Source organism: Erythrobacter sp. KY5 (genome assembly GCF_003264115.1).
In the GTDB taxonomy this organism is placed as follows: Bacteria; Pseudomonadota; Alphaproteobacteria; order Sphingomonadales; family Sphingomonadaceae; genus Erythrobacter.
Genome location: NZ_CP021912.1, coordinates 902,957 through 924,398, shown reverse-complemented (window position 1 = coordinate 924,398; position 21,442 = coordinate 902,957). Strand labels below are relative to the sequence as shown.

16 protein-coding genes are annotated in these 21,442 nt (G+C 57.0%); 9 read left to right on the top strand and 7 right to left on the bottom strand.

Annotated features, from left to right (window positions below):
- Nucleotides 1–3: 3 nt before the first annotated feature.
- From CD351_RS04465 to CD351_RS04455, 3 genes are all read right to left on the bottom strand, one after another.
- Complete coding sequence (locus tag CD351_RS04465) at nucleotides 4–1,191, bottom strand: glycosyltransferase (protein ID WP_162627603.1); 1,188 nt, start codon at nucleotides 1,189–1,191, stop codon at nucleotides 4–6.
- A 151-nt stretch (nucleotides 1,192–1,342) separates the two neighbouring features.
- Nucleotides 1,343–4,849 carry a glycosyltransferase gene (locus CD351_RS04460; protein WP_111991500.1) on the bottom strand — a complete coding sequence of 1,169 codons (3,507 nt, stop codon included), beginning with the start codon at nucleotides 4,847–4,849 and terminating at the stop codon, nucleotides 1,343–1,345.
- Nucleotides 4,850–5,227: 378 nt separating this feature from the next.
- Nucleotides 5,228–7,057: a glycosyltransferase family 2 protein gene (locus CD351_RS04455; protein ID WP_162627602.1), complete on the bottom strand. Its 1,830-nt coding sequence runs from the start codon at nucleotides 7,055–7,057 to the stop codon at nucleotides 5,228–5,230.
- Between the two features lie 68 nt (nucleotides 7,058–7,125).
- On the opposite strand from CD351_RS04455, the gene CD351_RS04450 reads away from it, so the two are divergent.
- Complete coding sequence (locus CD351_RS04450) at nucleotides 7,126–8,280, top strand: polysaccharide biosynthesis/export family protein (protein WP_111991498.1); 1,155 nt, start codon at nucleotides 7,126–7,128, stop codon at nucleotides 8,278–8,280.
- 319 nt (nucleotides 8,281–8,599) lie between these two features.
- Here CD351_RS04450 and CD351_RS04440 read toward each other — a convergent pair whose 3' ends face one another.
- Together CD351_RS04440 and kdsA are read right to left on the bottom strand one after the other, a co-directional pair.
- The gene (locus CD351_RS04440; protein ID WP_111991496.1) at nucleotides 8,600–9,631 is read right to left on the bottom strand and encodes a phytanoyl-CoA dioxygenase family protein; all 1,032 of its coding nucleotides are present in this window, start codon (nucleotides 9,629–9,631) and stop codon (nucleotides 8,600–8,602) included.
- Nucleotides 9,628–10,497, bottom strand: a complete 870-nt coding sequence (kdsA, locus tag CD351_RS04435; protein ID WP_111991495.1) for a 3-deoxy-8-phosphooctulonate synthase — start codon at nucleotides 10,495–10,497, stop codon at nucleotides 9,628–9,630. Before kdsA ends, CD351_RS04440 begins: the two co-directional genes overlap by 4 nt.
- A gap of 182 nt (nucleotides 10,498–10,679) precedes the next feature.
- Here kdsA and CD351_RS04430 point away from each other — a divergent pair, with 182 nt between their 5' ends.
- From CD351_RS04430 to CD351_RS04410, 5 genes are read left to right on the top strand one after another with little or no spacing between them, the layout of a single operon-like run.
- Nucleotides 10,680–11,666, top strand: a complete 987-nt coding sequence (locus CD351_RS04430; protein WP_111991494.1) for an SIS domain-containing protein — start codon at nucleotides 10,680–10,682, stop codon at nucleotides 11,664–11,666.
- A 50-nt stretch (nucleotides 11,667–11,716) separates the two neighbouring features.
- Nucleotides 11,717–12,547, top strand: coding sequence for a 3-deoxy-manno-octulosonate cytidylyltransferase (locus CD351_RS04425; RefSeq protein WP_111991493.1), 831 nt, complete (start codon nucleotides 11,717–11,719; stop codon nucleotides 12,545–12,547).
- A gap of 56 nt (nucleotides 12,548–12,603) precedes the next feature.
- The gene (locus tag CD351_RS04420; protein WP_111991492.1) at nucleotides 12,604–13,212 is read left to right on the top strand and encodes a histidine phosphatase family protein; all 609 of its coding nucleotides are present in this window, start codon (nucleotides 12,604–12,606) and stop codon (nucleotides 13,210–13,212) included.
- On the top strand, nucleotides 13,209–14,864 hold the full coding sequence (locus tag CD351_RS04415) for a beta-3-deoxy-D-manno-oct-2-ulosonic acid transferase (protein WP_234027220.1): 1,656 nt from the start codon (nucleotides 13,209–13,211) through the stop codon (nucleotides 14,862–14,864). Before CD351_RS04420 ends, CD351_RS04415 begins: the two co-directional genes overlap by 4 nt.
- Entirely contained in the window at nucleotides 14,861–16,054 is a 1,194-nt protein-coding gene (locus CD351_RS04410) for a glycosyltransferase family 1 protein (protein WP_111991491.1), read from the top strand. The genes CD351_RS04415 and CD351_RS04410 overlap by 4 nt, the downstream gene beginning before the upstream one ends.
- A 6-nt stretch (nucleotides 16,055–16,060) precedes the next feature.
- Here CD351_RS04410 and CD351_RS04405 read toward each other — a convergent pair whose 3' ends face one another.
- Nucleotides 16,061–16,642, bottom strand: coding sequence for a sterol desaturase family protein (locus CD351_RS04405; RefSeq protein WP_234027219.1), 582 nt, complete (start codon nucleotides 16,640–16,642; stop codon nucleotides 16,061–16,063).
- A 171-nt stretch (nucleotides 16,643–16,813) separates the two neighbouring features.
- On the opposite strand from CD351_RS04405, the gene CD351_RS04400 reads away from it, so the two are divergent.
- Both CD351_RS04400 and CD351_RS04395 read left to right on the top strand, forming a co-directional pair.
- Nucleotides 16,814–17,596 carry an SDR family oxidoreductase gene (locus CD351_RS04400; RefSeq protein ID WP_111991489.1) on the top strand — a complete coding sequence of 261 codons (783 nt, stop codon included), beginning with the start codon at nucleotides 16,814–16,816 and terminating at the stop codon, nucleotides 17,594–17,596.
- Between the two features lie 69 nt (nucleotides 17,597–17,665).
- Nucleotides 17,666–18,432 (top strand): IS5 family transposase gene (locus CD351_RS04395; protein WP_369880616.1). Its coding sequence is split into 2 segments (ribosomal slippage): nucleotides 17,666–17,998 and nucleotides 18,001–18,432, totalling 765 coding nucleotides; the frame shifts between segments, so codons are not numbered across the junction.
- Between the two features lie 9 nt (nucleotides 18,433–18,441).
- Here CD351_RS04395 and CD351_RS04390 read toward each other — a convergent pair.
- A complete protein-coding gene (locus CD351_RS04390; RefSeq protein ID WP_162627601.1) occupies nucleotides 18,442–19,830 on the bottom strand; it encodes an LTA synthase family protein in 1,389 nt (462 codons plus the stop codon).
- Nucleotides 19,831–20,099: 269 nt separating this feature from the next.
- Between CD351_RS04390 and CD351_RS04385 the strand changes: the two genes are divergently transcribed.
- A complete protein-coding gene (locus CD351_RS04385; protein WP_111991487.1) occupies nucleotides 20,100–21,428 on the top strand; it encodes a capsule biosynthesis protein in 1,329 nt (442 codons plus the stop codon).
- The last annotated feature ends 14 nt before the right edge of the window (nucleotides 21,429–21,442 follow it).

Below are 21,442 nucleotides of genomic sequence, written 5' to 3'. Positions count from 1 at the left end.
TGGCTATGGCTTTGCAGGGCGCTGCCGATCCTCGAGGTGGCCGAAAAGCGCGTAATGCTCGAACCCGGTTTCGAAATTTCCTGCATCGACTTCGGCTGCAACGTCCGGGTTGTTCTTGAGATATGCATGGTCATCGAAATTCGATGGAGGCTTGAGCGAGATCTTTCGATCCTTTGCTAGTCTGGCAAGTTCCTGAAGCGACAATCCAGGGTCGGGTGCCGCACCCCTCTTGGGGCGGAGTAGTGACTTTTTGGCAGGTGACCGCTGCACGTTTGAAAGGACCCACAGGCGATCATGTTCCATTGCTAGCGTGTCAATTGCCTCAACGCTCCACTGGCCGGAATGGTTTGGATGCATGATCTGTGCCACAGTATGACGCGCCTCTCTCGCGAAGTAGCCCATTACAATTGCAGCTGAGATTCCACTGCTCTTGAAGTGCTCCCTGATGAGCCTGTTGCGTACCAGCGTCGCGTATTCCTCGTGGACCTCGATCCCCGCGATTACAGAGTTGGAGTAGTGTTGCACAGTCGATCCACTTTCCCGGTCTCGATGGTGATAGTAGGCTAGGGTCTTGTCGATGACTTTGATGTCGGCGCGAAGTACGAACTCAATGTTGAAGTACCAATCGCCCAGAACGGGCAGATCTTCCTTGTACCCACCGATCTCGCGATAATAGGTCCGCCTGTACAGAAACGAGATGGTCGTCACGATGTTCTGGGCCATCAGTTCGGCGAACTCGACGCGCCTTACGTGATCCAGATAGGGGTATCGGTCATGGACGACGATCTCGTCACCGCGGATTTCTTCCGAAACATACTCGACGCCCGTAGCCACGCCGCCGAAGACCTGCCCCTCTGGACTCTCCAGAAAAGAGACGGTTTCCAGCAGGAAATCCGGATGCCAAGTGTCGTCATCATCGTGGATCACGATGTAAACGCTATCCGACTGTCGGATACCAATGTTGGAGGCGGCTTCCATACCGACGCTTCGATCGTTGGAGATTACGCGGATGCGATCTCGCGGAACGTCACAAGCCTCGATCACTGCCTTTACGTCGGCCTCGTCGCCACCATCGTTGACGACGACCCAGATATAGTCGGCATAGCTTTGCCGAGCGACACTCTGCGCCGCACGTTTGAGAAGCAACTGCCTGTTTTTGGTTCGTGTAATAATCGCAACAGGCGCGGCCACTTTGCGCTCCCTTCTTTCAATCTTTGATCCGCACAGAAGCGCTGCCTCACATGGAACTGAATAGCATATTTGTCCCGATTCTTAACGATCGAGACGACAATCGCACCAGATGCGCATTGAGCAACTTTCCGAATTCCGAGTACTTGGTGCGCTAGGCTGACGTTCTGCCACGATCCTCCAGATGGCCGTGCAGAGCATAGTGACCATAGCCCGACCGAAAGTCACCATCCTCGACGGCTCTTGCGACGTCAGGATTTCGGGCGAGATACCCTGCCTCATCAAAACTTGCCGGAGGTTCCAATTCGATGCCAAACTCCATGCATATCTGCGCAAGCCTCATCAACGGCGTATCTGAAGTTACTGCTGGAATCTTCTTGCGAGTGAATATTGACTGCTTGGCTTTGTATTGCAGAATTAGCGACAAGAGCCAGAACCGGTCCACATCATGCTCGCCGAGGGCAAGACTGGAAGCCGTGCGTTCGCTTCCATTTTTGGAAGAGAATTTGCCAAGGTTCGCTGCGGAGCGCGACGATGCGCCTCCATACTTGCTGCTAAACCATTTCATCAGGTCTTGCTTCGAGAAACGGCTCAGCGGCGCGTCCAGCGCCTCGAGCACGTCAGCGACGTCGACCGAATACACTCCGCGATAGCCTTCGTGGATTGAGTCAAAAGTGATCATTCGGCCGTCCTGCGACCATCTAGGATGCAGATCTGTGCGCAAATCTGTATTGTGATCGAACCATTTGTTTGGACTGTAAAAGAATCCAAGGTCCAGCTTCTTCCCGTCGCTAAGACGATAAATCAAAAGACGACGGTAAGGGAAAGCATTGTTACTGTAGCTGTCATAGAGCATGTACTCGCGGTCGGGCGAGTAGCTACAATGGCCGTCGTCATAGAGCACCCCCGGCCCGAGTTGCTCGAATTCTCCGGTCTCGACGTTGAGCTCAAATACCTTTAGCTGGCCCACGGTCTTTCGCGTCATGCCTTCGCCGCCTGAAAGGACAAGAATCTTGGCGTCTTTCCAGTGATAGTGCGAGCAGAAGCCGAACACCTTTTTCAGATTTGAACCGTCTCGGTCGCACACAAGCGTGAACGTTGGAAAGGGTGCATTGTCGGAAAAGTACCGCAGCAACAGCAGCATCTTCGACCCGTCGGTGTTGAATGCCACATGATTGAATACGAGCTTCGCGTCTTCAACCTCATCATAACCCTCTTCCAGCAGGAACTCGCGTGCCGCCTGATAAGATATGACGAGCTGCGGTTTGCCTTTCTTAAGATCGAACACCCACAGGCCGTCGGATTCTGGCGCATTCTCTTCTCCAACCGGGTCCGGAATATGGGCGTAACCATATCCCGGTCGGTAATCGTAGAGGCGCGAGAAGTTTAGTGAAGCAGCGGTCCGACCGTCCGGCGAAAGAGCCGATATTGGTCTTGGGTGGGATCTTTCCTTGCCGCTGGCAAGATCGACCTCACGCGAAGCAAAGTCGCCCGTGGCTTCGTCGAAAACATTAAAGATGATCCGATCTTCGCCGCCCGGGATATACTGCGCATGCGCACCCTGCTGGTGACACCAAGCGGAGGTACGCCCCACCATGCGGGTAGCATTCTCCCCGAGGGTGTCGATCAACACGATGTCAGCCATATCCTCCGGGACGGGCAACCGGTTAGTCGCAGGCGCACTTTGGCAAAGAACGTAACGACCATCCGGGCTTGTAAGACGAATGTCGAAGTAACCACCGAAATGCTGCTCGAAGGCCGGCGAGATACGTGTCACCGGCACGCTCTGCTCGAGAATCGGCTCCCTAAGTGGTACAGTGGTCTGGACTGTCGTACGTGCCTCAGAATCAACAACCCATCGTTCGAAGTTGGTATCGCGACACCGGTTTATCGTGCGCCGCACCTTGCCCATGGTCTGCGGCGCCGCAAACAGATATCGCTCCCAATTGTCTTTCGCGAAGCGGTACTCGTTGTAGCGAGAGGGATTATCCGCCCGATCGGCGGTGTGCTTTACGAACAAGCGGCCGAACAGGCCTGCCTTGAAACCGTTGCGCTTGAATCGATAAAAGAACTCCTGATGTTCCTCGACTTTCAGCTCCTCATTCCATGGGTTCGAAAGGAGGCACTCGCGATCGGCGACATAGAAGTTGAGCAGGTATTCTGACGGGATGAGGTCATCCTCATCAATCGGCTGCTCATTGATATTGATGATTAATTCTTCGTCCGTCTCGGACATGGTCCCGTAAGCCCCCCAATAGGAGAAGGACCCGGTCTTCTTGTCGTATTTGTTCTTCAGCCATCCGCCAACAAGCTGGAACTCGCCTCTTTGGGCGATGTCCAGAGCAGCTGGAATGTCAGCCTCCTCGTCAAGGATGAAATCGTCGTCGCACAGAAGGACATGAGGCTGCCGCGCCGCTTGAACGAGTCGATTTCGGCCGTCAGAAAGTCCGATGTTCTCTTCATAGGTGTGATGATGGACATTGAGATGCGGATACAGATCGCGAGCTTTCTTAATGGCACGCGAGTTGGCTGCCTGATCAACCGTCGGAGAATCGTCCCCTACGAGAACTTCGGCAAAACGGACCTCCCGAGCTTCCTCATAACGTCCAACAGCAAGGAGAAAGCGTTCTAGAATCGCGGGTCTCAGAAATGTCTTCACAATGAGCGAAAGTGGCAAGACAGGACGCCCGTCAGGAGGCAGCAAATCGGATTTCGTATGCGCCGTCTCGAGCAGCGGAAGAAGCTCGCCGGCGGTTTTTCCAGCGACAAGCTTTCGGTTTTCGATGTAACCGGTCTTAAATGCCAACAGGTGGCGAAGATATTGCTCTCGCTCCTCCTCTTCCAAGCCATGCTGCGCCCCGACATAGGCGTGGTGAGCGATGCCGCGGTCGACATAAGACAGGAAGTTGTCGAAATTCTCGCCCTCGATCCCTTCTTCCTCTAGGAAATCCAGTATTACATCAAAGACCTTGAAGTAGTCTGTTATATGTTTTGGAGATGCGGTTGTTGAGATTGATTCTGAGCGAACTAAGTAGTTATACAGACTGTCTGGAATGCAGCGGATACGCTTTGCCTTCGTCAAGATGCGCGGTGTGGTAGCGCTATCTTGATAGAAGAGATGCTCTGGGAACCAAATATTGTTAGCAATGTATAGAGACTTGCGCCACAACTTGTTCCAGTAGGCAGGGTTGATCGTGCTGAAGATGTCAATTTTGTCGTCATTGACTATCTTCTTGTCACCACCATGTTGTGTCGAGATGAACTTGCCGTTCTCGTCAAGTCGGTCAAACCCGCACATGACGATGTCATAAAAACCGTTCTCGGACGCCTCCCACAGCGCCTCGAGCATTCTCGGCTTCATCGTATCGTCGCTGTCTACGCTGGCGATGAAATCGGCACGCGCTGCTTTCATGCCCGTATTGCGAGCTCCGCCGAGCCCGAGATTCTTCTCATGCCGGATAAGCCGAATGCGCTCGTCCCGGGCCATGTAATCTTCGACGATCTGCACGCTGTTGTCAGGCGTTGCGTCGTCGACACAGATTACTTCGAAGTCCTTGAATGTCTGTGCCAAGACGGATTCCAGGCATGCAGCGAGAAACTGCTCGCAATTGAAGATCGGGATGATAACCGAAATTCTTGGTTTTTCTGCAATCGAAGTCACGAATTACTACCTGTGGTTTGAAGAGGAGGGCGCGCGGGGTGAGCGAAGAGGAGCGGGCATCAGACCGAAGCTCGAATCGAACTACGCATCGATGCGCAGATGCACTTAATTGATATGCATGACACTTTAAGACCTGGAGCCCATCGGGCAAAAAGTGGACCTGTGAATAGCGCCCCCGCATAAGCAGGTGTGGTTGCTATCGTCTAGCCCCTTGTTCTGCGAGCAATTCCAATCAAGATCCCTGGCATTGAAAATTGAACCAGGTGTTGCATGTCCGCCGCTTCAGGCATGAATGCTTGGCGATCGCCTGAAGCGGCGCTCTCTCCATCGATTTGATCTCTTCAGTCAGCACTTGGCGGAATTCTCGTCGCGCCTTGACTACACACAGTATATCTCACTCGAACGGTCAAATCGCGGATGATGCCACGGATCGACGACGCGCATAGTGCTCCATCGCTTCTGAAATGCCGCCAACTCTTTAAGGTATCGGTCCAGATGCTCGGGGGCGAAATCCAAACCCCGCGATTTGCTTTCGTAGTGAATAAGTGTTGCTTCGGGCGAATAAATGTTCTGCAGGCCCTTAGCTCTCAGTTTCAGGCAAAAATCGACATCGTTGTACGCAACGGCCAATTCACTTTCGTCGAGCCCCCCGACAGAATCGAAATGTTGCCGTGCAACTACAAGGCAGGCCGCAGTCACTGCACTCGCTCCGCGGGCAATGAGTGTTTGGGCGAAAAAACCCGGCTCTTTCTCCGGAAGGCCTCGATGTGCATGACCTGCGGCATTTCCAATACCGATCGCCACGCCAGCGTGTTGGATGGTGCGATCGGGATAGAGGAGCCGCGCTCCGACGGCACCGACCCCGGGCCGGACTGCTTCGCGCATCATCGCCATCAGCCAATTGGGCTCGAGCACCTCGATATCGTTGTTGAGAAGGCAGATGTATTCGCCTGAGGATTGCCTGACAGCAAAATTGTTGATGGCGGAATAGTTAAAAGGATGTGGCCAGCGAACGACTTTGACCCTGGGGTCATTCGCGATCGTTTCCATGTAATCGAGAGTTTCAGGCTCAACGCTTTCGTTGTCGGCTACCACCAATTCGAGGTTCGCATAGTTGGTTGCATGAAGCACACCATCGACGCAGGTCCGAAGCAATTCGACGCGGTCGCGCGTGGCGACCACAACGCTGACCTTTGGAAGCGGGGTCGGTGTCTCATATATGACCTTAACCGTTCCGAACGGCCCGGCCTCGACTGTCTCAGCTTTACTTCTCGTCACGCGCCTGACCGCATCGAGCGTCTCGCCACCCTTTTCGCGCCACGCTTCGGGTTCCGTATGCGAAGTCACGCGACCGACATGACTGGCTGCGCTTCCCTCGCATAGCCGCAAAACGAGTTCAAAAAGGCTGTGGGGAAGCTGGGTCTCATCTCCCAGCAACAGCTGCGACGCTGGTTCGATGGCTAAAGCGCAAGCGCTGCTCAGATAGTCCTGTGAGAGGGCCATACGCCCGTCCCAGTCAGGTTTAAGCCACATCGCCGGCGTCGCTCGCAGGCGGCCGAGCCCGATCTCGTCGCCGTACAGCACCGGTGCATTGCGAGCTTGCTCTTGGCGCAGCAGATGTGCCGAATAGCTGGCCAGCGAATATCTGCTCAGGCGACTGCTCGGGTCGAACGGGACTAACCACTGGATACCGCGTCTTTTGGCCAAGGCAATGCAGGCGCTGATCGCTTCGAGCCGGGTTTGGTAGATTCCCTGTATCAGTGTGATTTCAGGGTTCGGTGACATCTCATACGCCGCGCCGGACCCTTGCGTCACGAAAATCCCGGCACTTTCGACTGACTGCTTGAGAGCAGACTGTACCGCCGCTGCGATCTCCTTTCGGGAGTAACCGGAGCTGACATGAAGATGGACTGCCATTAGCGATGAGCGGCCTGCATGGCTGGTTTCAACAACCAGCTCAGTATCCGCAACGCCAGCCTCCTTATTCCAGCGATGCTGCGCGAAGGGAAGACCGGCGATTGCCCGTTCAAGCTGCGTTCTGGCCCTCTTTCTCTTTCTGAGAAGCCGCCATCCAAGGATCTGAGCCATACGAAGCGGTCGCGCCAGCGCCATTAGGGCCAAATCCTGCGGACGTTGGCGAGAAATGCGTTTTTCCGACACCTCAGTATCGGTCGATACATCGCTCAGAAAATTCGAACTGTCGTCCAATGGGCTAGGCCTAAAGCTGCTTTATCGTTAGGGGAGCGCTTCATAAGCAAATCTAGCAAGAATTCACGATGAATCTGAAAACACTCTTCTGGTCGTTCGCGTTCCTCTCTTTGGGCGCGTGTTCCAGTTTCCCTTCAAGTGGTCCTACCCGGAACCAGGTCGAGACTTCGATTACCGACGCAGAGATTGTCGGTCTCGAGATCGAGATCGTACCGGTCGATTCGCTGGCTGCTGTCCCGCCAGCTGTTGCTCCTATAGAATGGCAGCTGCCTGACCTCGATGCTCGCCCGACCGATTTAATCGGTCCCGGAGACGTTCTCTCGATAACCATCTTCGAAGCTGGCGTATCACTCTTCAGCGGCGATACCGTGGCGCCTTCGGCTGCCGGAGCGGTTGGTTTCGATCCCTCTGTCAGGGCTCAGACGCTTCCACCTCGCCGCGTCGATGACACGGGCTACATCGACGTTCCGTATGTTGGGCGCGTTCCCGTGCAGGGAAGCACCGTGGTCGAAGTGGAAGAGCAGATCCGGCGAGCGCTTAAGAACCTTTCGCAAGATCCGCAGGTTCTCATCAACCGTGAGCAGGTCATCGAAAACTCTGTGATCGTAGCTGGTGAGATCGTGCGCCCCGGCCGCCTCGTCCTGGAGACGAACCGGGAGAGCCTTGGTGATGTTATAGCGCTTGCCGGCGGTTATCGCGGCGAAGCGCACGAATTGGTCCTTCAGGTTGAGCGCGGAGAAAGTGTTGCCAACCTTCGCCTAGGCGACGTCATGTCTGGCCCTTATCGCGGCCTGCGTGCATTCCCAGGAGACCGACTCACTATTCTGGATGAGCCGCTCATGTTCTCGGTCCTGGGTGCAACCGGTCGCGTCCAGCAGATGCCTTTCCGCCGGGAGCGTATGACCGTCGTCGAAGCCATTGCAATGGCAGGCGGCCCCAGCGACAGCGCAGGCGATCCGGGTGCGGTCTTTCTGTTCCGTTATGCAGGGCCCGACAATACCGAACCGACAGTCTATCACTTCAACTTGCTTGAAGCCCCCACATACTTCCTCGCTCAACGGTTCGCTCTGCGCGACGATGACGTGCTGTATTTCGGCAATGCAGCCTCAAACCAGCCGCGCAAGCTTATCCAGGCTGTTGGACAATTGTTTGGCCCGATTGTGACCGCGACAACGCTTGCCAACAGCTTCGACAATGGCGGCGGCAACAGCACCAGCAATTAGTCGGGGCCACGAGGATGGCGATTGGTTTGATAGAGCACGCAGCGATTGCAATTGTCATTCAAGCCATCGTTGGCCTAGCGACAAGAAACTGGTGGGCAGGTGGCCTCGCAGCCTGTTGCTACTTCATCGGGCGCGAGCTTGCTCAGGCAGAGTATCGCTGGATCGAAACCTATGGAGAAGGCCTGCGGGCGAACGCGCCTTGGTGGGCTGCATTTGATGGGCGCGTTTGGGTCACCGTGGATCAGTATGCCGACGTTTTAGGCCCCGTGCTTGTTTGCACCTGCCTGGGCATTTGGATGCACCGCCAATCCAGGAGTGCCTAGTCGTCCACTGGTCGGCGAGTGCCAACAGGGGTCCATGGCTGGCCGATCTGTTTTTCCAACCGATCGCGCAGTTTCCAAAGCCAGCCAATACGACGCTCGGCGATGCCCGGAATGCTGAGAAGGTCACCTCCGAGCCACGGCAGAAACGGATTGCGCCGGGAATAGGACCATATCTCGACGCGCTCGCCAGACCGGCTTGCGGGACCACGCGCGTGGAAACCGCCTGTATCCGCCACAACCAGCGTATTCTCGGGAACAGCCAACTTTATGGCCTCGCCGAGTTTCATTTGTTCGAGCATCTCTGAGTTAACTCTCGGAGACCCGCGCGCCGACAGTCGGTCGATTGACTTGGGATCAGCGAGGCTGCGCCGATATTCCCAGTCGAGCCGTTCGGGCGTGAAACGGTGCGACCCAGGCACATATGTGAACGGGCCATCCTCTTCATCGACGGGGCGCAAGAACAACCACGCCTTCATCGAGGAATGGAAGCTGTCCGCGTGAACGGTTTCCTGCGGATCAGGATCGTTGCCGCCAGTCTTGCACACGATTGTCTGGATGTAATGAAGCGGTGTTGTGCGAAAGCTCGCCACATAGTGAAACAGCGCATTGATGTCTTTGCGTGACAGGAAGCGTTGCAGCTCGGGGACCTTTTCAAGCATCTCTGGATCGATCGCGATCCGGCGAGTGATCGCATCTCCCTGACGCATTTCCCGCGCTGGCCAAGTCGAATTCAGCACTGCATCTCTTAAGGCGGCAAAGTCTTCTGGCGGAATGACATTCTCGATCTTCACAAAACCGTCGCGGTCGAATGCCTCACGCCAATGCGATGGAACGTGACGCGCAAGCCGCCTGCGGCGCCAGCGGCACAGAGTGTCTGCAAGCCGCACGCGCGCTCGATGGAGCCCGCGCTGGTTCAATCGCTGCGAACCAATCAGCGGGTGGTCAAGAAAGCTTTTGGCACCTGTCGCGAGCTGCAAAGTCCAGACCGGTGCCATCAGGACTGACTTGATCGCATTTGTAACGCTCATGCTGCTGCCGCATCACTCCGATCGCTCTGCTCTGCAAGCGCTATCTTCGTGATTTCATCTATTTGCTGAAGTTGGCGCACCAATCCCTCGAACCGGTCAAGTGGTAGCGCATTGGGCCCATCCGAGAGCGCGTTTGCAGGATCAGGATGGGTCTCCATGAAAACACCTGAAACCCCGGCCGCAACCGCAGCACGCGCGAGCAATGGCACATATTCGCTCTGCCCGCCCGATTTCGATCCAAGCCCGCCGGGCTGCTGCACTGAATGTGTTGCATCGAACACGATCGGACAGCCGGTCTCGGCCATGATCGAGAGCCCGCGCATGTCTGAAACAAGCGTGTTGTACCCAAAGGAAGTACCGCGCTCGCAAAGCATGAAATTGTCAGCCTCATGCCCTGCCGCCTCAGCCGCAGATCGCGCCTTCGCAACGACATTCTGCATATCCGCCGGAGCCATGAACTGGGCTTTCTTGATGTTCACCGGCTTGCCGGTCGCCGCAACCGAACAGATAAAGTCGGTCTGGCGCGCGAGGAAGGCCGGTGTCTGCAGCACGTCGACCACCTCGGCGACCGGGGCCGCCTGTGCAGGTTCGTGCACGTCGGTCAAAACCGGCAACCCGGTCTCGGAGCGCACTTTTTCCAGGATACGCAATCCGTCATCCAGGCCGGGGCCGCGGAAGGACGCACCCGATGTGCGATTAGCCTTGTCGAAGGAGCTCTTGAAGATCACCAAGATCCCAAGTCGCTCAGCGATATCCGCGAGTGTTTGCGCAACGCCGAGCGAATGAGCCTCGCTTTCGATCACACAGGGGCCAGCAATCACGAAAAGCGGACTTTTAGCATCGACTTGATGAGAGCACAGGATCATGGGGACTGTCCGATTAAAACTCTGAAATATCTGGTGGCTGCAAGGGGTTTGGGCGCAAGAATGCCCGTCATTGGCCTTACTTGCGTGTAAGCCGGTCTCTACCGGCTTGACATACCGGGGCGCAAGGGTCGATCACTATGCCTCTTTGGTCGCAATTATCTCTGGTCGTATTGAATTCTCCCATGAACCAAACGCTTTTGACAACTCACGTGTCTTCTGCCCTGAAGACTCTCGACATTGAGATCGGCGGTCTAAAGGACCTCAAGCGTGCCTTGTCGGACTCTGGCCTTGGCAACGCCTTCGAGCGTGCCGTGGATGCATTCAGCACGAACAAGGGCCGCATCATCGTAACCGGGATCGGAAAGAGCGGACACATTGCTCGCAAGGTCGCAGCGACTTTCGTCTCGACCGGAACGTCCGCGCTTTACCTCCATCCCGGAGAGGCAAGCCACGGAGATCTTGGCACGATTTCGCAAGACGACGTGGTGTTCGCGATAACCTGGTCAGGGACGACGCAGGAGCTTAGCGACATTGTCAACTTCTGTGCGATCAACAAGCAACAACTCGTTGTGGCGACCGCTCATCCGCAAAGCTGGATCGGCAAAGCTGCCGACATCTGCCTTACTCTTCCAATGGTCCGAGAGGCGTGCCCGAACGAGTTGGCACCAACGTCCTCGACGACGATGCAGATGGTGTTGGGTGACGCGCTTGCTGTCGCATTGATCGAGGCCCGCGGATTCTCGCCTCAGAATTTCGGTATCCTGCATCCCGGAGGCCTGCTCGGAGCGCGTCTGACAACGCTCGAGAAAGTAATGGCGACAGGCGAGGCCCTGCCAATGGTTTCGCTGGAAGCGACCCTGCGCAGCGCCACAATCGAAATGAGCCGCAAGCGATACGGCTGCACCGCGATCGTCGACAAAAATAGCCGTCTGGTCGGGGCTTTCACTGACGGCGATCTTCGCCGGTCAATTGCAGCGAACGACCTTGACGACAATATTGCACGCCACATGTCGCCCAATCCGGTGACAGCCAGTCCGAAGATGATGGCGGTCGACGCTCTTGCGTTGATGAATGACAGCGCGGTTTCAGTACTGTTTGTGACCGAACAGGAAGACCGTTTGGTTGGCATCGTGCATATGCACGATCTTGTCCGTCTGGGTATCGGTTAAATTCTCCCCTGTTGGGAATTCGCTCAAGGTTGGGTTAGATCAGGCGCGCTATGACTTCGCCAGACACCCAACCCTTTGCAAGCGACCTCGTTGTCATTCCGGCTCGCTATGGTTCGACGCGGTTGCCAGGCAAGCCTTTGCTTAAAATAGCTGGGCGAACCCTGCTCGAAAGAGTGGTGGCGAACGCGCGCAGTGCCGCCCAGATGGTAGGCGACTGCGACCTCGTGGTTGCGACTGACGATGAAAGAATAGCCGATCACGCTGCCGAAATCGGCGTGAGAGTGATCATGACCGACCGCTCGCTCACATCAGGAAGCGCGCGCGCTCATGCCGCAGCCGCAAAATGCGGATGGCCTGACCGAATTATAAGCCTGCAAGGCGATGCGCCCTTCATTCCGGCATCAACTGTTGCCGCTCTTGTCGATCGACTTCGCGAAGGCGATGCGTCCGTTGCGACACCTGTGTTTCAGCTCGATTGGGACCGTCTCGATAGGTTGCGCACCCACAAAAAGGTTACGCCCTTTTCAGGCACGACCTGCCTTAGAGACAAACAGGGGCAAGCCTTGTGGTTTTCGAAGACCATTCTACCTGCTCTCAGAGACGAGGAGAAACTGCGCCAGAGCCTTATGTCGCCGGTTTGGCAGCATCTGGGCCTCTATGCTTATTCCCGCGATGCTCTCGATTGGTTCGTTTCTCAGGATGAGGGCGATTACGAACAGCTTGAGGGTCTTGAACAGTTGCGGTTTCTGGAAAACGGATGGTCGATCGCCACCGTCCCGGTCGCCCCGCCCGAACATGCCCTGTCCGGCATCGACACGCCTCAAGATCTTGCAATTGCCGAGGAAGCGATTGCGCGTCTGGGCGACCCATTCCCGGTTTGAAAGCTGAGTGAAGCGCCGCGCTTGCGGCGAAACTCGCAAGCGCTAGAAGCCCATTCATGTTTTTCATCGTCCGACACGGCAACACTTTCGAGGCCGACACGCCGCCGCGGCGAATTGGATCGCGCACGGACCTGCCGCTGACTGCCAAAGGTGTCAAACAAGGAGAGCTCTTAGGCAGATACTTTGCCGACCAAGGTATCCGGTTTGCTCGGGTCTTTGCGTCACCATTGATGCGGACACGACAGACAGCAGAGGCCATTCTGAAAGCTCAGCCAACACTTCCGCCGATTGAAAACGCTGAGTTCCTCAAAGAGATCGATCATGGGGCCGATGAAAACCAGACCGAAGATGCGGTCCTCGATCGTATCGGTAGAGAAGCCCTGCTCGCATGGGACCAACATGCGCGCCCACCGAAGGGATGGATCGTCGAACCCGATGAACGCATCGCCGCATGGCGGGCCCTCTTCGCACAGGAAAATGCGGGCGCTGCTACGCTGCTTGTGACCAGCAACGGCGCAGCACGCTTCGCCCTGATGGCTGATGAGGTGTTGCGAAAGCAGGCGGAAAAGCTTCAGTCTTTGAAGTTACCGACCGGTGGCTTCGGCATTATAGAGCGCGGCGCGGATGGATCGCTGGTTCTCAAGGAATGGGGTGAGCGCCCGTGACCAAACCTCCGCCGCTGCTGCGGGCGCCCCCATTTCCGGACTGGCAGCCGGCAACCGACTTACCTCCACCATCGTCAGAAGATCATGCCCAAGCGAGCCGTGAAGAGCTTTTTTCTGCCCTTTGTCAGGCGCGAGTTGGAGGCTCATTCTGGGGAAAGCCGTTTGCCGGGCCGAGACCTGATCATACCGATCTGATCGTTCTGCGTCCCGGCTCGGGCGAAGAGCGGACAAAATTACTGGAAGAACACGGCAGCGGCGCGCTTATAGTTGAAAGCTTGGCGGGGGATCACGTAATCGACCCCTGGAGCGTTCTGCTCCATGCCACCAAACTGGTTGCGCATGGTGACGATGAATGGATCGCAATCGCGGTTGCACTGGGGATCGAAGTCGAACTCCTATCGCCGGGTTTCTATGGCAAGCCCGACGAAGGTAGATCGGGCCTCGTGCAAAGAGCGTTAAGTGCGATCAACCAGCCAATGTTCAGTCCATTCTCGGCGGGGCGCGTCGGCCCGCTTGAAGCGATCGCTCTCCTGTCCGAATGGCGACGAGTAATCGACGCCAATCGCGGACAGGAAGGCCATACCCTGGTCGCTGCCTGTGGTATCAGCTGGTGGAAGCGTTTCGAGATAAAGCGGTTCCTATGGTCCCCTGAGACCCCCCTAAAGATATTTCGAAATGCGAGCCGCGCCCTGACCTATGCGCAATCGCACAATGGCGCGCTGGCAGTGTGGCCATCGCGTATCTCGCCTTCATTGATCGATGAGGCACGGCGCAGGAATGTTCCGCTCGTGCGGGTCGAGGACGGGTTTGTTCGATCCGTTGGTCTGGGAAGCAACCTCGTGCCTCCGCTTTCCGTGATCGTTGACCGTGTCGGCATTCATTTCGATCCCACGAAACCGAGCGATCTGGAAACAATCCTTGCTCACCACGAATTCTCGGACAACATGATTGAGCGTGCGGCACGCCTTCGCGAAACGTTGGTCGCGGCCGGCATCAGCAAATATGCAAGCGGTCATTCATCCAGCAACGCTTTGAGGGAAAGACAGGTAGGCACACGCGTCGTACTGGTTACCGGGCAGGTCGAGGATGACATGTCGGTCCTCGCAGGGGGTGGGGGGCTCACTTCGAACCTTGAGCTCTTGCGACGTGCGCGCGACCAAGAGCCTGCTGCACAAATCTGGTGGCGCCCCCATCCTGATGTCGATGCTGGGCACCGAAATGGCTTTGTCGATGACACGGCAGCGCTCGAGTTCGCTGACAGGATCGTTCGAGACGGTTCGATGGCTGACCTCTTGGACGAGGTCGACGGAGTCCATGTCCTTACGTCGCTGTCTGGCTTCGAAGCGCTATTGAGAGGACGAGATGTGACCTGCCATGGAACGCCGTTTTATGCCGGTTGGGGGCTTACGCGCGATCTTGGTGAGGTGCCCGAGCGTCGAGGGCGCAATCTCACGCTCGATCAACTGGTCGCGGGTGTTCTCTTGCTTTACCCACGCTATCTTGACCCTGTAACTGGCCTGCCCTGTCCGCCAGAAGTGTTGATCCAGCGCATGTCCAACCGACAGACACCAAACAGGCTTCAATGGATCGCTCCGCTTCGAAGAGCGCAGGGAAGCTTCATGGCGCGCCTGCGCAGGAAGACCAGTAAATGACACGCGTAGTGCTTGATATCTCGCGTCTCATTTCGAGGGTGCGCCACGCAAGGCCTTCGGGTGTTGATCGTGTGGAGATGGCCTATTGCCGTGGGCTTCTTGTCGAACACGGTGACGATCTTTCATTTTGCGCCGTCCATCCCACAGGTCGCTATGGCCGGATCGAGCGAAGCGTCGCTCTTGAGTACTTTGACCATCTGGAGATGCGTTGGGCGGACCAAGGCGATGCGGGTGGGCAGCGCTCCGTTCCATCTGTCCTGCCGTGGATGAGACGCCTCCTCCCGAACCGCAAAGGCATAGGCACAGCCGATGTCATGGTTCAGGTGTCGCCGCATCATCTCGACCAAACTGTCAAAAAGCGAGACATCCTCTCTCGCGAAGGCGCAAAATACGTCTGCCTCGTGCACGATCTCATCCCGATCGAATATCCGGAATATGCTCGCCCGGGCGGGCGCCGCTTGCACGAAGCTCGAATGACTACCGTGGCGGAACTTGCTGACGCGGTGATCGTCAATTCCGCAGCGACCGGCGCATCGCTCAAGCAGTGGATCGAGGGGCAGGGAAAGTCGCCGCCGCCTATCGACGTCGCACTCTTGGGCACGCAGAAACTGCTCGCATCGTCAACGTCAAAGACTCAGGAAAAGAAACCCTATTTCCTTTGTCTCGGCACTATCGAACCACGCAAGAACCATCTTCTCATTCTGCACCTCTGGCGCAGCATGGCGCGGACAATGGATCCGAAGGAAATCCCAGACCTCGTCGTGATCGGCAGGCGTGGATGGGAGAATGAGCAGATCGTCGATCTTCTCGATCGCTCACCAGCGCTCGCGCCATTCGTACAGGAGATCAACAGCTGCGGTGATGAAGAACTGGCCAGCACGCTGCGCGGTGCCTGCGCACTATTGATGCCCTCCTTCGCCGAAGGGTACGGGATGCCGATCGCAGAAGCCCTTGCGCTGGGCACACCCGTTTTGGCGAGTGATCTACCTGCGCACAAGGAAGCAGGTGGCAATGCGCCCGACTACCTCGATCCGCTGGATGGCCCAGCGTGGAAAGCAGCGGTGCTCGAATACGCAAAACATGGGCCCGCGCGCAAAGCACAGCTGGACCGGATGCGCGACTGGCGCGCACCGGATTGGTCAGACCATATGAAAATCGCCACTAGGGTAATCGCTCGCACCGCGAGCTGATCGGACCTATTCGGCCGGTTCCAGAGCTTCTTCGCCGGGACGCTCCGGATCGTGCGCTTTCGCTTTTGTCTCGACGCGGGTGTTGAACACCCGGTCCCAAAAGATGGTGCTCACGCCGTAGTTCTTGTGCGCAGCCACAAAGTGGTGCTGCATGTGATGCCGTTTCAAACGCTTACCCAAAGGGCCGCTCATCGGCCAATGATGACAGGCATAATGGGTAAGGTCGTATGCAACATATCCACCCACAAAGCCAATCGCGATCCACGTTCCAGGATCGCCAAACGCAAGCCAAAACATCGACCAGACGAGCGCACCGACCGGAACACTCACGACAGGGGGCATCAGGTTGCGCAATGCATCGCGCGGCTGAGCGTGGTGGTTGCCGTGAATTACGAACACCATCTGCTGCAACCAGAGCCATTTAGGCTCCCAATGGAACAGCTTGCGATGCGCGAAATACTCAAACAGGCTCCACGCGAACCAACCCGCGCCCGCCAAGGCAATCGCTGCCGGAAAAGATGCACTCCCCCAACCCGCGAAGATCATAACCGGGATCACCATTGCCCAGGTCACAACGAACCACCTCACGGAGATTACCGTGAGTTTCTCAAGCCATTGGTTCTCGAAAAGAACCAAGCGTTGTTCGTTAGAAGTCGGACCCTTCATGTGCATTGACCCGACAGAAAACACCTTTCATTGTCAAGCGAGATATGCGCTAGAGCCGAGCAAACAACCACGGGATTAGCTGCGGTGTTGCTCATGCGTGACGAATCGAAATCCAGACCCGGCAAACAGTCGATTTTCCTTACCGGAGGGTCAGGCGAATTAGGGCGCGCATTGGCGATCCATCACGCGCGCAGCGGTGCGACGATTAACCTTTGGGGGCGCTCGAAAGAACGCCTTCATGCGGCAAGGTGCGCAGTCGAGAACGCGGGTGGAATAGCGAGCACGACTTCCTTCGATTTGCTGGAAACAGCAGCCGCAATTCGCCTGATGCTCGAACACGACGACGCCGCCAGTTTTACCGATGCCTATCTGGTCGCAGGGATCGGTGACACTCGCGGGATGGGCGACATTGTCGAAAATCCAGAGCAGATCCTCCGCGTAATTCAACTCAACTTCGCCGCGCCAGCGGCCATGGCGTCAGCGCTAGCGCAACGAATGGCGGAGCGTGGCGGCGGCCGCATCGTCCTGATCGGATCAGCCGCAGCGCACCATTCGCTGCCTTTCGCCGCTGCGTATTCGAGTTCGAAAGCGGGCCTTGCGAGGTTTGCAGACGCGCTTCGCATAGCGGTGCAGCCTCACGGGGTAAGCGTAACGTTGGCAGCGCCCGGATTCATCGACACTGCTTCAGGGCGGGCGAACTCGGCCAATCGTCCCTTTGAATTGCCCGTCAGTGAAGCGGCCGCTCGAATTGCGAGGGCCGCCATGCAAGGCAAGGCGCACTACATTACGCCGTGGCCATTTGCAGCTCTGAAGATTATTGATGGTTTCCTGCCATCAACCGTGCGTGATCGGGTTCTTGCCAAGCTGACGCCCTAGGGTCCGTACTCAATAAGGACTGGTGCTGTTGAGTGATTGGTGATTCAAGGCTGTTGGAAGGAGCCTTGGATGAGCAAGCATCTTTACTGGTTGGACGATCAGTCGTGGGCGGCGATTGAGCCTTTGCTGCCCCGTGGTCGGCGCGGTGCACGGCGGGTTGATGATCGGCGCGTGATCTCGGGGATCATGCACATGCTCAAGACGGGTGCCCGGTGGCGCGATTGCCCTTCTGAGTATGGTCCCTACACGACGGTCTACAACCGCTTCAACCGGTGGAGCCGACAGGGCGTGTGGCAAGACATCTTCTATGCTCTGACCGGATCGAGCGGGGTGATCGGCGGGGTCACCGCCTCGGTGGACTCGATGCACATCAAGGCGCATCGCTCGGCAGCGGGCGCAAAAGGGGGGCCTTCCATCACTGTATCGGGCGCTCGCGCGGCGGTCGTACCACCAAGGTTCACGCCCTGACCGATGAGCGGGGACGGCCCCTCGCTCTGGTCCTGACCCCCGGCAACACGCATGATCTGACAGGCGCGCGCGATCTGCTGGCCATCACCGGTGCGCCCCGCCGCCTGCTGGCCGATCGCGCCTATGACGCGCGGTCCCTGCGCGACTGGCTTGCCGAGCACGGCTGCGAACCAGTCATCCCGCCCAACCCGACCCGCAAACACCCGCACACATACGACGCTCTCGCCTACAAGCAGCGCAACGGGATCGAACGCTTCTTCTGCCGCCTGAAAGACTTCCGACGCATCCACACCCGCTACGACAAGCGCGCAGACATCTTCCTCTCTGCAATACTCATCGTCGCCGCCATCATCTGGTGGGCTAATTGAGTCCCGACCCTAGTTCTCTCTGCCGTCGCTCGCGACCTCGCCGCGGACGAATGCTACGATTGCCTCGTGCAATTGAGCAGGCGTCAAATCTTTCCGCTGATTGCTGATCGGCATGATCCGGCCATCACGATCGAAACGCAAAATGACATAGGGCGTATGACGATCACCTCCGGGAACGCTCGCCCCCGGAATGCTTGGTCTGTGATCTCCGAAGAACACCAGCAAGGCTCGCTTCTGAAGAGCAGCGATGTCCTTGCGCAACTGCCCAAGCATATTGTCCCCCGCCCTCACGAGTTTCACGTAATTCTCGACCATGTGCTCGGCACGTGCATCTCCATGGGGCGCCCATGGTCCATGGTTCTCGATCGTGACCGAATAGATCAGGCTGGCAGCGCCTGTTTCTTGAGCCAGCTTTACTATTTTGTCGGCAACGGATGCATCAGTAACATAGCGACCCTGGTCTTGCGTGGGAGCATCGAAACTTTCCTCACCCACCAGATCGTCAAAACCGGCAGCCGGCAGGATCTGATCCCGATTGTAGAAACGCATATCGTGCGGATGCACGAACATGCTGTGCCACCGCTCGCCCCTCAGTTTGTTGGGCAACGCAAGAGAAACGTCGTCAAGCGCGGTCAGATAGGGATCGAACAACCGAAAGCCGAGATCCGCCTCGTCGCGGCCAAAGATCACACCATACTCTGTTCGCATGGTGTAGGCTCCGAAGCCGCTTACTTGGAGGTTACCCCATTGCGCCGCATCCCTGCGCGAAGCGTCAAGCCACCGAAGCCCCCATTTGTCGTCCCCGAACAATTCGACCGGATCGGCATAGGATTCGCATTGGACTATAACGACCAAATCCAACTCTTCGGCATCGGATTTCGATGTACTGTTGTCAGCTGTACCGGGGTTCTCAATCGCGGGGGCGCGGTTGTCCTTGCGCCATCGCAACCAGTAGAAAAGTATTGTCGGAACCAGTCCAAGAGAGACAGAATCGCGATCTATATCAGGCGTCTGCGCGATCTTTCGCAGCCCTCCAATTCTCAAACCCAAGTCCGTGAAAACAAGGCCTGCGCCCGCTATCATCGAGCCATAGGCAGCCATCTGGATATCGGGCCGGACGAGCAATGCCAGCACGATTGCAAGGACTGCGAGAGCGATAAGCCCCGCCGCTTTCTGACCCTTGGTCAGCACTGTGAAGTAGAATTGCGGGTGCCGAAACATCGCGCCAATCAGGGCGAGATCTGTGAACAGCAGAGGTTCGCCTAGCATTCGGTTCTTGGCGTTTGACGCCAATACGGCCAGCAGATGCAGCGCCAGAGAGAAGATTGAGGCGAAGATCGGGTCTCCGCTCACCGCAAGAAAAACTCCAAACGGCACGAGAGTGGTAGAAGCAATCAACCAATTCGCTATCAGCCGCCGCGCAAAGTATGGTGCGCGCGGATTTGCGAATCCATCAATCAACACAGAACCGATCAAGGTCGCAATGAGCGCGGGCATGAGGTCGGACATGGACAATTCAATTCATCAACTGCGCAAAAAAAACTCAAGTCGGTTGCATCGCGCGCTAGGGCAATTCGCGATAGAAGCCGCGCTCGTTCATTGCGAGTATTGTTTTGCTTCGCTTTAAGAGCAGCGCAGCAAGTGGCGCGATCCAGGGGTAAGTTTCAGTGTTTTCTCACAATATAGAGGATTTCGAGGCGAAGCAGGACAACGCAAAGCGCGCTCTTGCCAACGGCGCCGCGCCATCGGAGCTTGGCCGCGCTGTGGTCCCGTCCCCCGAAAATCCTCGCACGGTTCTGTTGTTGCAAGGCCTGATGGGCCCTTTGTTCCGGCGCCTAGGACAGGAACTGATCCGCTCAGGGCACAAGGTCTACAAGGTCAATTTCAATGGGGGAGATCGCCTGTTCTGGAGGCTTCCTGGCGGCATCGATTACCGCGAATCGATGGAAAATTGGCCTCAGGCTCTTCGCCGGATCATTCAAGAGCGCGAAATCACGGACGTGGTGCTTTTCGGTGATTGTCGGAGCCATCACATGGCAGCCACCAAGGTCTGCCGCGAGCTCAATGTCCCGGTTCATGTCTTCGAAGAAGGCTATGTACGGCCCGATTGGGTCACGCTTGAACTGGACGGGGTAAATGGCCATTCGCGACTTCCACGCGATCCTGAATGGTACCGCAAGACGGCAGCGAGCCTCCCGGCAGTCCCCGAACACAAGCAGGTTCCGTCATCCTTCCGACGTCGAGCGCTCGAAGGGCTCGTTTACAATTTCGCTGATGTTCTGACCCGCTGGCATTATCCGCACTGGTCGAACCACCGTCCGTGGCATCCGCTCATCGAAGGCATCGGTTGGGTTCGAAAACTGGCGCGAGGCAAAGGGCGACGGCAGCGTTCAGCGGCGGTGGTGGAGCGTCTGCTCGGCTCTGACACGCCGTACTTTCTCTTCCCGCTTCAGTTGGCATCGGACGCGCAGATCAGGCTGCACTCTCCTTTTGCTAGCATGACCGACGCGGTAATGATGGTGCTGCGGTCGTTTGCACAGAATGCGCCAGAAGGCACGCGGCTGCTGGTCAAGGAGCACCCGCTTGACAATGGTGTTGTCGATTGGCGCCAAGAGGTTTGGTCGATGGCTACCCTTCTGGGGATTGCCGACCGTGTTGACTATATGAGCTTCGGCGACATTGTGCCCGTGGCAGAGCGGGCGAAGGGTGTTGTCGTCATCAACAGCACGAGCGGCACGCTCGCGCTCGACATGGATGTTCCGGTCATCGCACTCGGCCAGGCGATCTATGATATTCCCGACATTACCTTCCAGAACGGTTTGGACCGGTTCTGGACCGAAGCAACGCCTCCTGACCGAGCAACGTTCGATGCCTTTCGCCGCGTTCTGATTGAGCGCTGCCTGATCCCGGGCGGCTTCTTTTCGGAGGAAGCCCTCGACAAGGTCGTCAGGCACGCAGTCGCGCGCTTCGAAGGCAAGGGCCTCCTACCCGAGTGACCTGATGGAGCCGG

Coding starts and splice junctions, on each gene's coding strand:
- CD351_RS04450 (WP_111991498.1), top strand. CDS start 7,126: ATGAATCTGAAAACACTCTTCTGGTCGTTCGCGTTCCTCTCTTTGGGC.
- CD351_RS04440 (WP_111991496.1), bottom strand. CDS start 9,631: ATGAGCGTTACAAATGCGATCAAGTCAGTCCTGATGGCACCGGTCTGG.
- kdsA (WP_111991495.1), bottom strand. CDS start 10,497: ATGATCCTGTGCTCTCATCAAGTCGATGCTAAAAGTCCGCTTTTCGTG.
- CD351_RS04430 (WP_111991494.1), top strand. CDS start 10,680: ATGAACCAAACGCTTTTGACAACTCACGTGTCTTCTGCCCTGAAGACT.
- CD351_RS04425 (WP_111991493.1), top strand. CDS start 11,717: ATGACTTCGCCAGACACCCAACCCTTTGCAAGCGACCTCGTTGTCATT.
- CD351_RS04420 (WP_111991492.1), top strand. CDS start 12,604: ATGTTTTTCATCGTCCGACACGGCAACACTTTCGAGGCCGACACGCCG.
- CD351_RS04410 (WP_111991491.1), top strand. CDS start 14,861: ATGACACGCGTAGTGCTTGATATCTCGCGTCTCATTTCGAGGGTGCGC.
- CD351_RS04400 (WP_111991489.1), top strand. CDS start 16,814: ATGCGTGACGAATCGAAATCCAGACCCGGCAAACAGTCGATTTTCCTT.